General features: G+C 71.3%; 12 protein-coding genes. 3 read left to right on the forward strand and 9 right to left on the reverse strand.

Features of this window, described 5'->3' with window-relative positions; all coding sequences use genetic code 11:
- Positions 1-82: 82 nt before the first annotated feature.
- The 4 genes from JWP28_RS03200 to acs all read right to left on the reverse strand — a co-directional run bounded on the left by JWP28_RS03200 (position 83) and on the right by acs (position 5,045).
- Positions 83-1,066: an NADP-dependent oxidoreductase gene (locus tag JWP28_RS03200; protein WP_299539890.1), complete on the reverse strand. Its 984-nt coding sequence runs from the start codon at positions 1,064-1,066 to the stop codon at positions 83-85.
- Between the two features lie 82 nt (positions 1,067-1,148).
- Positions 1,149-2,123, reverse strand: a complete 975-nt coding sequence (locus JWP28_RS03205) for a small ribosomal subunit Rsm22 family protein (RefSeq protein ID WP_299539891.1) — start codon at positions 2,121-2,123, stop codon at positions 1,149-1,151.
- Complete coding sequence (locus JWP28_RS03210; RefSeq protein ID WP_299539892.1) at positions 2,120-2,692, reverse strand: SRPBCC family protein; 573 nt, start codon at positions 2,690-2,692, stop codon at positions 2,120-2,122. The genes JWP28_RS03205 and JWP28_RS03210 overlap by 4 nt, the downstream gene beginning before the upstream one ends.
- A gap of 25 nt (positions 2,693-2,717) precedes the next feature.
- Positions 2,718-5,045 (reverse strand): acetate--CoA ligase, encoded by a 2,328-nt coding sequence (gene acs, locus JWP28_RS03220; protein ID WP_366143782.1) that lies wholly within the window; start codon positions 5,043-5,045, stop codon positions 2,718-2,720.
- A 141-nt stretch (positions 5,046-5,186) separates the two neighbouring features.
- On the opposite strand from acs, the gene JWP28_RS03225 reads away from it, so the two are divergent.
- Entirely contained in the window at positions 5,187-5,696 is a 510-nt protein-coding gene (locus JWP28_RS03225; RefSeq protein ID WP_299539893.1) for a hypothetical protein, read from the forward strand.
- A 53-nt stretch (positions 5,697-5,749) separates the two neighbouring features.
- Entirely contained in the window at positions 5,750-6,499 is a 750-nt protein-coding gene (locus JWP28_RS03230; protein WP_299539895.1) for a creatininase family protein, read from the forward strand.
- 188 nt (positions 6,500-6,687) lie between these two features.
- Here JWP28_RS03230 and JWP28_RS03235 read toward each other — a convergent pair whose 3' ends face one another.
- Genes JWP28_RS03235 through tsaD form a run of 4 tightly spaced genes read right to left on the reverse strand, consistent with a single transcriptional unit; the run spans position 6,688 to position 9,414 of the window.
- Positions 6,688-7,050 (reverse strand): Rieske 2Fe-2S domain-containing protein, encoded by a 363-nt coding sequence (locus JWP28_RS03235; RefSeq protein WP_299539897.1) that lies wholly within the window; start codon positions 7,048-7,050, stop codon positions 6,688-6,690.
- The gene (locus tag JWP28_RS03240; RefSeq protein WP_299539898.1) at positions 7,037-7,321 is read right to left on the reverse strand and encodes a YciI family protein; all 285 of its coding nucleotides are present in this window, start codon (positions 7,319-7,321) and stop codon (positions 7,037-7,039) included. Before JWP28_RS03240 ends, JWP28_RS03235 begins: the two co-directional genes overlap by 14 nt.
- 3 nt (positions 7,322-7,324) lie before the next feature.
- Positions 7,325-8,311, reverse strand: coding sequence for an NAD(P)H-dependent glycerol-3-phosphate dehydrogenase (locus tag JWP28_RS03245; RefSeq protein WP_299539900.1), 987 nt, complete (start codon positions 8,309-8,311; stop codon positions 7,325-7,327).
- A complete protein-coding gene (tsaD, locus tag JWP28_RS03250) occupies positions 8,308-9,414 on the reverse strand; it encodes a tRNA (adenosine(37)-N6)-threonylcarbamoyltransferase complex transferase subunit TsaD (protein WP_299539902.1) in 1,107 nt (368 codons plus the stop codon). The genes JWP28_RS03245 and tsaD overlap by 4 nt, the downstream gene beginning before the upstream one ends.
- A gap of 118 nt (positions 9,415-9,532) precedes the next feature.
- Between tsaD and hemC the strand changes: the two genes are divergently transcribed.
- Positions 9,533-10,477 (forward strand): hydroxymethylbilane synthase, encoded by a 945-nt coding sequence (gene hemC / locus JWP28_RS03255; protein ID WP_299539931.1) that lies wholly within the window; start codon positions 9,533-9,535, stop codon positions 10,475-10,477.
- Here the strand turns inward: hemC and JWP28_RS03260 are convergent.
- Positions 10,474-10,644 (reverse strand): hypothetical protein, encoded by a 171-nt coding sequence (locus tag JWP28_RS03260; protein WP_299539903.1) that lies wholly within the window; start codon positions 10,642-10,644, stop codon positions 10,474-10,476. The two genes, hemC and JWP28_RS03260, sit on opposite strands and share 4 nt — an antisense overlap.
- Positions 10,645-10,669 lie beyond the last annotated feature (25 nt).

A 10,669-nucleotide genomic window follows, 5' to 3' on the forward strand; every position in this document is an offset into this window, starting at 1 on the left:
GGAAAATGAGCAGCCGCCATCCTTAGCACCGGCGGACGGTGGCGAAACTTACAGGTCTGTCATCCGGATCGGGAGCCCGGGCTCAGCCAGCCAGCCTGACCAGCATCTTGCCGCTGTTCTCGCCGGCCATCAGGCCGATGAGCGCCGAAGGGGCGGCGGCGATGCCGTCGACGATGGTCTCCTGGTACTTGACCCGTCCGTCCTTCAGCCAGCCGGCCATGTCGCGTTGGAAATCGCCGTAGAGATGCATGAAATCCGGCGCCACGAAGCCCCGCAGCATCACCCGCGAATAGATGATGTTGGAAAGGTTCGAGACCGCCGAGTGGCCGGAGTTGTAGCCCGAGATGAAGCCGCACACCGGAATGCGGCCCAGCGTGTTCATCCGACGCAGCGCCGCCTCCAGGTGGTCGCCGCCGACGTTGTCGAAATAGACGTCGAGGCCGTTGGGCGTGGCCTCTTCCAGCGCCTGGCGGATGGGTTGGGTTTTGTAGTTGATCACCGCGTCCAGCCCGACCTCGTCGCGCAGCCAGGCGGCCTTCTCGTCCGAGCCGGTCGAGCCCACGACATGGCAGCCCTTGAGCTTCGCGATCTGGGCTGCGACCGATCCCACGGCGCCTGCCGCGGTGGAGACGAACACCTGCTCGCCGTCTTTCAGCTGCCCGATGTGCAGGAGGCCGCCATAGGCCGTGAAGCCAGTGCCGCCCAGCGCGTGCATGTGGATGGTGAGCGGCAGGTCCGGGTCCGGCGAGAGCTTGGTCAGGCCCTTGCCGTCCGAGGTGAAATATTCGCGGAAGCCCAGGCGGTTGGAGACCAGGTCGCCGAGCGCGAAGCCCTCGTGCTTCGACTGCACGACGCGGCCCAGCGCCCCGCCCATCATGGCCTCGTCCAGCGCCTGGCCGGCGGTGAGCCTGGGGCGCATGGCTGGGTCCACCGACATGTAGAGGTTCTCGACCAGCACCTGGCCGTCCGCGGCGTCGGCCACCTCGCGCTCGACCAGGGTGAAATCGTCGGGCTTCGGCGCGCCGGTCGGGCGCTGCACGAGATGGATCTCACGGCTCTTGGGCATGGTCGGGCTCCGGAAAATGGATGAGTGCAAATACGCGCGATTTGTGGACCGGCGCCGCCACCCCCTCAAGCGTCATCCCGGTTTAGATGACATCCCCCCAGCGGAGCCTTCGCGCCGCTGCATAACCGGGCTTGTCGCGCTTGGCGACCACACGACCTTCGACCTGGCCGTCCGGCCCGCAGAGCTTCAGCGCGATGCCCGGCTTGCCGACCCGGGGCGGGGCCAGGACGCGGGGCTGGCGCGGGGCGATCGCGACGCCCGGCCGGGCGGCGATCAGATAGCTGAAGCGCTCGTCCTCGAAGGGGACATCGGCGCCCTTGGCCAGGCGATGGTCGCGGCTGCGGGGCAGGCGGACGGAGAAGTGACACCAGTCGTCGCCGACGAGCGGACAGGCCGCCTCGTGCGGGCAGGGCGCCACGATGGCCGCGCCGGCCTCGATCAAAGCGGCGCGGGCGGCGAGGACGCGGCCATACCCAGCCGGCGTTCCCGGCTCCACGAGCGCCAGCACGCCCCCACAGGCAGTCCACAGTTCGTCGATGACCGAAGCTTGTCGGTCGGGTGCGATCTCGGCCAGCGCATAGCTCGCGACGATGAGGTCGGCTTTCGGCCACGGCCCAGGTGAGGTGAGATCGGCGCGGCGGGCTTCCGCGCTCCTCAGCGCGGGCGGGCCCTCGGTGGCGAGCCGCGCGGCCAGCGCCAGGAACGGCGGGCTGGCGTCCAGCCAGGTGATCGAGCCGAGGCCCGGCCATGCCTCCGAGGCCGCCCAGCTCGCCGCCCCTGTGCCGGCGCCGGCGTCGAGCAGGGTCTTCGGCGCGAACTGCGGCGCCATCCGGGCAGCCTCTGCGAACACGGCCGCGCAGGCGGCGTAGGTGGCGGGCAGGCGGGTGAGCGCATAGGCCAGCGCATCGTCTGCCTCGCGGATCACGCCGGAGGACGGGCGGCCCGCGCGATAGGCCTCGGAGGTCCACGCCGCGCGCTCGGCCAGGCCCTTGCGGGGAACCCCTTCCAGCGCCCGGCCGAGGGCGGCGCGCAAGGCCGCCGGCAGGTCCGGGTTCATTGCACCCGGGCCATGGCCTCGCGGCGGAGCGCCAGCAGCGCCATCGGCACGTCATGGCGCAGCGCCAGCCTCGCCAGCCACCCCGGCACGGAGAAGGGCGCCGCCACGTGGGCCTCGTAGGTGACCCGGGTGCTATCGCCGTGCTGGGTCAGCAGCCACTCGCCCTCCAGCACCTTCAGGTCGCCGCCGACCCGGTGGAACGTCATGCGGCTCGGAGGCTCGAAATCCTCCCGGAAGACGCTGCGGATGGAGGGCAGGAAGGTCATCTTGCTGACCTGCTCGCGCACGTCCCAGCGGCCCTGCGGGTCCCGCTCGAGGATGCGGCAGCTCTTCAGGTTGGCGACCATCTTCGGCGCCAGGTCGCAGTCGGTCATCACGCTCCAGATGACCTCGGCGGGCGCGGCGATGTCGATGGCGGCGCGGATCACGCCCGAGGCGCCGTCGGCGCCGGGCATGACCTCGGCGTAGGGCTTGCCGCGGTCCAGCGCAGCCTGGGCCTTGGGCGGCAGCTCCAGCGCCGCCGCCGGCGAGGCCGCGGCGAGCGCTGCGATGGCGAGGAGGACGCGCATGGCGCCGGTCGGGTTCAGTCGGACCTCAGGCCGTCGCCGGCTTCTTCAGGAGCTCATCGAGCACCGCCGGATCGGCGAGCGCGGCCGGATCGCCGAGGTTCGCCAGATCGCCGGCCGCCACCTTGCGCAGGATCCGCCGGACGACCGCGCCTGACTTGCTGCGCGGCAGGGCTGAGAGGAAGCGCACCTCCTGCGGCACGGCGGCCGGGCCGACTTCGCGGCGGATCAGGCCCTTGAGATCGGCCTCCAGGATGTCGGTGGCCCGCGTGTCGCGCGCGACGACCACATAGGCGTGGACCCCGTCGGGCGCGCCGACGCAGGCGGCCTCGGCGACCCCGTCATGGGTCTCCAGCAGGCGCTCGAGTTCGTTGGCGTCGATCTTCAGTCCGTCCAGGTCGATCAGGTCCGGCCCGTGGTCCTCCGCGCGGTTGCGCACCAGGTCGTCGACGACGCTGGGGTCGGCCAGGGTCGAGGTGTCGCCGAGATTGCCGATGTCGCCCTCGGCCACCTTGCGCAGGATCCGGCGCATGATCTTGCCGGAACGGGTCTTCGGCAGCCCCGGCGCGAACTGGATCACGTCCGGCGAGGCGAAGGCCCCGATCTCGCGGCGCACCCAGTTGCGCAGCTCCGGCTCCAGGCTGGTCGTCACCTCCACATGGGCCTTCAGCGTCACGAAGCAGTAGATGCCCTGGCCCTTGATCTCGTGCGGGTAACCGACCACCGCGGCCTCCGCGACCTTGGGATCGGCGACCAGGGCCGACTCGATCTCGGCGGTGCCCAGCCGGTGGCCGGAGACGTTGATCACGTCGTCCACCCGGCCGGTGATCCAATAATAGCCGTCCTCGTCGCGCCGCGCCCCGTCGCCGGTGAAGTACTTGCCGGGATAGGTGGTGAAGTAGGTGGTGATGAACCGCTCGTGGTCGCCGTAGACCGTGCGCATCATGCCGGGCCAGCTGTCCGTCAGGCACAGGTTGCCGTTGATCGCGCCCTCCAGCACCTTGCCGTCGGCGTCCACCAGCTGCGGCTTCACGCCGGGCAGCGGCTTGGCGCAGGAGCCGGGCTTCAGCGCCGTGGCGCCCGGCAGCGGGCTCATCAGCGCCGCGCCGGTCTCGGTCTGCCACCAGGTGTCGACGATCGGGCAGCGCCCCTCGCCGACCACGCGGTGATACCAGAGCCAGGCCTCGGGGTTGATCGGCTCGCCGACCGTGCCGAGCAGGCGGATGCTGCTGCGAGAGGTACGCTTCACCGGCTCGTCGCCCTCGCGCATCAAGGCGCGGATCGCGGTCGGCGCCGTGTAGAAGATCTCGACCTTGTGCTTGTCGCAGACCTCCCAGAACCGCGACGAGGTCGGGTAGTTGGGCACGCCCTCGAACATCACCGAGGTCGCCGCATTGGCCAGCGGCCCGTAGACCACATAGCTGTGGCCGGTGACCCAGCCCACGTCGGCGGTGCACCAGAAGACCTCGCCCGGCCGGTAGTCGAACACCAGCTCGTGGGTGTGCGCCGCCCAGGTCAGGTAGCCGCCGGTAGTGTGCAGCACGCCCTTGGGCTTCCCGGTCGAGCCGGAGGTGTAGAGGATGAACAGCGGGTCCTCGGCGTTCATCGGCTCGGGGTCGCACTGGTCGGAGACCGTGGCCTTCACCTCGGAATAGAAGACGTCGCGGCCCTCGGTCATCGGCACCGCGGCGCGCGTGCGGCGGACCACGATGACGTCGGTGACGCCCGGGCACGAGGTCAGCGCCTCGTCGACGTTCTTCTTCAAAGGCACCGGCTTGCCGCCGCGCAGGCCCTCGTCGGCGGTGATCACGATCCGGGAATCGCAGTCCTGGATGCGCCCGGCGATGCTGTCGGGCGAGAAGCCACCGAAGATCACCGAGTGGATCGCCCCGATCCGCGCGCAGGCCAGCATGGCGTAGGCGACCTGTGGGATCATCGGCAGGTAGATGGTGACGCGGTCGCCTTTCTCGACGCGCTTGGCCTTCAGCACATTGGCCATGCGGCAGACTTCGGCGTGCAGCATGGCGTAGGTGATGAGGTCGCTGGTCTCCCCGTCGTCGCTCTCCCAGATGATCGCCGTCTGGTCGGCGCGCTCGGGCAGGTGGCGGTCGATGCAGTTCACCGAGACGTTCAGCATGCCATCGGCGTACCAGCGCACCCGGAAGTCCTTGGCGTCGAAGGAGACGTCCTTCACCTGGGTGAACGGCTTGATCCAGTCGAGCCGCCGGGCGACGTCGGTCCAATAGCCGTCGGGGTCGCGCTCGACGCGCGCCACGGCGGCCTCGTAGCCCGCCGCATCCATCAGGGCGTTCTTGGCCCAGGCCTTGGGGACCGGAAAGACTTCGCTGTCGGACACCTGCGTGCACTCCCGAAATAAGCCGTCCCCAAAGAGCCGTACGCGTGGAGTATGCGGAGAGGGCGCCCCCGCGCAACAACCCCGCGCAACAAGCTGCGGCCACGCTTGCCCGAAGCGGCGAGCGCCGCCATGGTCCGGCGCATGCTTGGCAAAGGTTTGACGGCCGCGCTTTCGGCGCTGGCGTTCGTATTGGGCGGCTGCGGCGTCGACGTTCGGGCCGACGCCGCGAACGGGGTCGCGAAGTTCCTCGACGCCGTCCGCCGCGGCGACCAACCGGCGTTCGAGGCGGCGCTCGACCGGCCCGCCCTGCGCTCCGACCTGCGCGATCAACTGACCGCGCTCGGCCGCGCCAACGGGGTCGACGTGAACGGCGGTCCGTCCGACTTTGCGCTCGACCGGATGATCACGCCGGAGGCCTTCCGCCTGGTGGAAGCCCGCACCGGCCAGGCCCTGCCGATCGCCCCCACCGCGGCCCAGGTGGCGCTCTCGATGGCGGTGCGCGACCCCAACCATGCCTGCGTTCAGGACCCCGGCAAGGGGCGTTGCCTGCTGTCTTTCGCCAAAGAGAACGGCGTCTGGCGGCTGGTGGGCATGCCGGCCACCGACCTGAAGATCGAGGTGCTACCGGAGCCTTCCAAGAAGCGCCCCTAGTGTCCCCGCGCGCGAACGCTTATGCGGGAGGGACGCATCTACGAGGCCCGCCCATGCTGCTGCACCTCTCGACCTGGCAAGAGATCGAGGACTACCTGAAGCGCTCGAAGACGGTGGTGATCCCCATCGGCTCCAACGAGCAGCACGGACCCACGGGCCTCCTGGGCACCGACTGGCTATGCCCGGAGATCATCGCCCACGAGGCGCAGAAAAACTCCGACCTGCTGGTCGCGCCGACCTTCAACATCGGCATGGCCCAGCACCACCTGGGCTTCCCGGGCACCATCGCGCTTCGGCCCTCGACCTTCATGGCGGCGATCGGCGACTGGTGCCGCAGCCTCGGCCTCGCCGGCTTCGAGAAGCTCTATTTCCTGAACGGCCACGGCGGCAACGTCGCCACCATCGACGCCGCCTTCTCGGAACTCTACGCGGAGGCCACCTACGCCCAGCGCAACCGCGGCTTCGCCTGCAAGCAGAAGAACTGGTGGGAGCTGAGGGGCGTGCTCTCGCTCGCCAACCGGCAGTTCCCGACCGGTCACGGCAGCCACGCGACGCCGTCAGAGATCGCCGTCACCCAGTGGGGCTATCCCGACGCCATCAAATCCGCCAACTACGCGCCGCAGATCGCGCCGACCGGACCGATCCGCGAGGCGCTCGACTTCCGCGCCCGCTATCCCGACGGCCGCATGGGTTCCGACCCCGGCCAGGCGACGCCGGAAAAGGGCGGCGAACTGGTGGCCGCCGCGGTGGCCGGCCTGATCGAGGATGTGGCGGCCTTCAGCGCGGAAGTGGCGCCGGCCTGATCAGTTGCTCCCCCAATTCTCCCCTTCGGGGGAGATGGCGCGTAGCGCCAGAGGGGGCCGGGCCGCAGGCCCCGGGGGGAACTGTCAGCGAAGCTGACTGAGGGGGTCCTCAACGGTCTGAGCGGACCCCCTCCGGCGCTTCGCGCCACCTCCCAAATCGCGCTACGCGCTGGGGAGGAACTATCCTTTCACGCCGTGAAAATCTCGCCGTCGCGCTCGGCGATTGGCCAGGGTGTCAGGCGCAGGCCGAGGCAGGGGTGGGTGGCGCCTTCTCCGTCAAGGGTGAAGAGCGCGCCGTGGCCGGTGCAGAGGATGTGTCCGGCGTCGCGTGTCAGGTAGCGGTCGTCGAAGGTGGCGAGCGGCCACCCGGCGTGCGGGCAGCTGTCCACATAGCCGGCGAGCTGCGCGCCCTTGCGGATCACGAAGCCCGCGAAGATGCGGCCCTCGACGCGGAAGCGGAAACCCTTGCCGCCGGGGTCGGCGACTTCCGCCAGCGCGCAAAGCCTGACGCCGGGCTCCGGCCGGGCGGGGTTGTCGCTAGAGCTGGCCAACGGAGGCGCGGAAGCCGCGAATCTCGACGCGCCCGAACAGGCCTGCCTGCTGGTACGGGTCGGCGGCGTGGAAGGCCTCGACGGCCGCGCGATCCGCGGCATCCAGGATGAACAACGACCCGGCCATGACCTCGGCGTCGTCCAGCATCGGCCCGGCCACCTTCAACGCGGCGAGGTTCTCCTGCACATAGGCCAGGTGCCTCTCGCGGGTGGCCATGCGCAGGTCGAGCGAATCGGGCTTGTCGAAGCAGGCCAGCACGTAGAGCGGCATCGGCTATTCCTCGCGAAGGGGTCGGGAGAGCAGGCCGCGGATGGCTTCGTCGACGCCAACCTCCCCGGCCAGGATGGCGGCGGTGGCCTCGCAGATCGGCACGTCGACGCCGAGCTTTCTGGCGAGCTGCCGAACGGCGGGCGCCGAGGCCACGCCCTCGGCCACCGAGAGCTTGCCCGCCAGCGCCTCCTCCAGCGTCTGGCCGCGGCCGAGTGCGAGGCCCACGCTCATGTTGCGCGACTGCGGGCTGGAGCAGGTCAGCACCAGGTCGCCAAGCCCGCAGAGCCCGGCCACCGTCTCGGCCTGGCCGCCCAGCGCCACGGCCAGGCGGGTGAGTTCGGAAAAGCCCCGGGTGATCAGGGCGGCGTGCGCGCTGCGGCCGAGGCCGCGGCCCTCGACGATGCCGCAGGCGATGGCCAGCACGTTCTTCACCGCCCCGCCGGCCTCGGCGCCGATCATGTCGGTGGCGAAGTAGGGCCTGAAGGTCGGCGTGGCGATCAGTTCTGCGAGGTCGCGGGCGCAGTCCTCCTCCGGGCAGGCCAGCGTCACCGCGGTGGGCAGGCCGCGGGCCACCTCGCCGGCGAAACTGGGCCCCGACAGCACCGCCGGCGCGGCGCGGGGGATCGTCTCGGCCAGCACCTCGGTCATCAGCTTCAGCGAGCCCTGCTCGACGCCCTTGGCGCAGAGCAGGATCTGCAGGCCATCGCGGACGTGCGGGGCGAAGGCCGCCAGGGTGGCGCGCAGGTGCTGGGCGGGCGCGACCGCCAGGACCAGGTCGCTGGCCGCGAGCTCGGCGAGGTCGCCGGTGGCGCGGATGGCCGCGTCGAGGTCGATCCCCGGCAGGAAGCTGGTGTTCTCGTGGCTGGCGTTCACCGAGGCGACCACGTCGGCCTCCCGCGCCCAGAGCGTCGTCTCCAGGCCCGCCCGCGCGCAGACCTGGGCGAGCGCCGTGCCCCAGGCGCCGCCGCCGATAACGCCGGCCCTTTTCATGCCTTCGCACCCTTGCGGCCGGGCACGTGGGTCGGGTTGGCGTTGGCCGCCGCCTCGTCCAACGGCCAGCGGGGCCTTGCGGGCGCATCGAGCGGATCGGAGATCCCCAGCGCCAACCGCTCGGCGCCGGCGAGCGCGATCATCGCCGCGTTGTCCGTGCAGTAGGCCAGCGGCGGGGCGGTAAAGGAAAAGCCCCGCGCCTCCGCCGTCGCCTGCAGCCGGGCCCGCACGGCGCGATTGGCCGCGACGCCGCCGGCCACCACGAAGCGCAGGCCGCGCCCCTCGTGGGCGACGGCGTAGGCGGCCATGGCCCGGTTGCTGCGCTCTGCCAGTTGGCTGGCGATGGCGGCCTGCACCGCAGCGGCCAGGTCGGCGCGTTCGACGGCTGTGGTGAGGCCCTCGGCGATCCGCGCGGCGGCGGTCTTCAGGCCCGAGAAGGAGAAGTCGCAGTCCTTGCGGCCGAGCAGCATGCGCGGCAGCACGAATCGCTCGGCATCGCCGCGTTCCGCCAGCGCCTCCAGCGCCGGTCCGCCGGGGTAGGGCAGGCCGAGCGTCTTGGCGATCTTGTCGAAGGCCTCGCCGGCTGCGTCGTCGATGGTCGAGCCCAGCCGCCGGCATGCGCCCACGCCGTCTACGGCGAGAAGCTGGCAGTGGCCGCCGGAGACCAGCAGCAGCAGGAACGGATAGTCGACTTCCGACGCCAGCCGCGCCGAGACTGCATGGCCCTCCAGGTGGTTCACCGCCACCAGCGGCAGGCCACGGGCGAGCGCCACCGCCTTGCCGAACGACAGGCCGACCATCACCCCGCCGACCAGGCCCGGCCCGGCGGTGGCCGCGACCCCGGTGAGGTCTTCAAAGCCCACGCCCGCGTCGGCCAGCGCCCGCGCCGCGATGCCGTCGATGCTCTCCACATGCGCCCGGGCGGCGATCTCCGGCACCACCCCGCCAAAGGGCGCATGCGCCGCGATCTGGCTGGCGATCGCCGAGGACAGCACCTCGACGGCCCCGTCCGGCCCACGGCGCACAACCGCCGCGGCGGTCTCGTCGCAGCTGGTCTCGATGCCGAGTACAACTTGGGGGACGGTCTGTGTGGTTGAGGTCATCCGGTTGCCGGGGGGCGCCCGCTCCTGTAGCAGGCGCATCTCGCTTCCGCTCCGAGGTAGACCGCCGGCCGTGCCCACGCAACCGCCCGCCCCAAAAGCGCCAGGGCCCTGGGCGCAAGTGCGGATCGGCGCCCGCGGCTCGAAGCTGTCGCTCGCCCAGGCCGGCCACATGCAGCGCCGGATCGCCGCCGCGCTCGGGGCGGATCCCGAAGACGCAGCCGCGGTCGCGCGCGTGGCCCCGCTGGTGGTCATCACCACCACCGGCGACCGGGTGCAGGACCGCCGCCTGCTGGAGATCGGCGGCAAGGGCATGTTCACCAAGGAGATCGAGGAGGCGCTGCTCGACGGACGCATCGATTGCGCCGTCCACTCCCTGAAGGACATGCCGGCGCTCTTGCCCCAAGGCCTGTGTATCGCCGCCATCCCCGAGCGCGAGGACCCGCGCGACGCCTTCTTGAGCCCGCGGGCCGAGCGGCTGGAGGACCTGGCCGAGGGCGCGGTGCTCGGCACCGCCAGCTTGCGGCGCCAGGCGCAGGCGCTGTATCGCCGCCCCGACCTCGACGTCCGCATGCTGCGCGGCAACGTCGACACCCGGATCGCCAAGCTCGCCGCCGGCGAGGCCGACGCAATCCTGCTGGCCGTCGCGGGCCTGAAGCGCCTTGGCCTCGGTCACCTGCCCAAGAGCCTGATCGATCCCGTGGAATGCCCGCCCGCCCCCGGCCAGGGCGCGCTCGCCATCGAGACCCGCACCGGCGACTGCGACGCCGCCTGGGTGCAGGCGATAAGGCACGGTCCCACGACCGTCGCCGTCGCCGCCGAACGTGGCGCGCTCACCGCCCTGGAAGGCTCCTGCAAAACCGCCATCGGGGCGCACGCCTGGTTCGAGGGCGCGCACCTGAAGCTGATCGTCGAGGCCCTGGCGCCGGATGGCAGCGTCCGCTTCCGACACGCCGGCGAGGCGGACCTGACCGAGCTCGCCGATCCCGAGGCCTCGGCCCGCGACCTCGGCCTGTCGCTGGGGATCGCCGTGCGCGACCAAGCCGGCGACGCGATCTTCGTCTAGCGCGACATCCAGGGCTTCGACTTGGACGAGGCGTGGGCCGCCGCGGCCTGCTCGCGCTGGAACCGGCCGCCGCGGGGCGGCTTCGGCCTGGCCTCGATGGCGGCCTTCTTCAGCCGGAGCGCCCGCTGGATGGGGGTTTCCGACGGTGGCGTCTTGTCGTCCGGCATCGGGGTCCCTTCACGGCGGCTATGG

This window comes from Phenylobacterium sp. (genome assembly GCF_028290885.1).
In the GTDB taxonomy this organism is placed as follows: domain Bacteria; phylum Pseudomonadota; class Alphaproteobacteria; order Caulobacterales; family Caulobacteraceae; genus Phenylobacterium.

What these genes read in the sequence shown, in the direction of transcription:
- JWP28_RS03200 (WP_299539890.1), bottom strand. Translation starts at nt 1,066, where the DNA reads ATGCCCAAGAGCCGTGAGATCCATCTCGTGCAGCGCCCGACCGGCGCG.
- JWP28_RS03205 (WP_299539891.1), bottom strand. Translation starts at nt 2,123, where the DNA reads ATGAACCCGGACCTGCCGGCGGCCTTGCGCGCCGCCCTCGGCCGGGCG.
- JWP28_RS03210 (WP_299539892.1), bottom strand. Translation starts at nt 2,692, where the DNA reads ATGCGCGTCCTCCTCGCCATCGCAGCGCTCGCCGCGGCCTCGCCGGCG.
- JWP28_RS03225 (WP_299539893.1), top strand. Translation starts at nt 5,187, where the DNA reads ATGCTTGGCAAAGGTTTGACGGCCGCGCTTTCGGCGCTGGCGTTCGTA.
- JWP28_RS03230 (WP_299539895.1), top strand. Translation starts at nt 5,750, where the DNA reads ATGCTGCTGCACCTCTCGACCTGGCAAGAGATCGAGGACTACCTGAAG.
- JWP28_RS03240 (WP_299539898.1), bottom strand. Translation starts at nt 7,321, where the DNA reads ATGCCGCTCTACGTGCTGGCCTGCTTCGACAAGCCCGATTCGCTCGAC.
- JWP28_RS03245 (WP_299539900.1), bottom strand. Translation starts at nt 8,311, where the DNA reads ATGAAAAGGGCCGGCGTTATCGGCGGCGGCGCCTGGGGCACGGCGCTC.
- tsaD (WP_299539902.1), bottom strand. Translation starts at nt 9,414, where the DNA reads ATGACCTCAACCACACAGACCGTCCCCCAAGTTGTACTCGGCATCGAG.
- JWP28_RS03260 (WP_299539903.1), bottom strand. Translation starts at nt 10,644, where the DNA reads ATGCCGGACGACAAGACGCCACCGTCGGAAACCCCCATCCAGCGGGCG.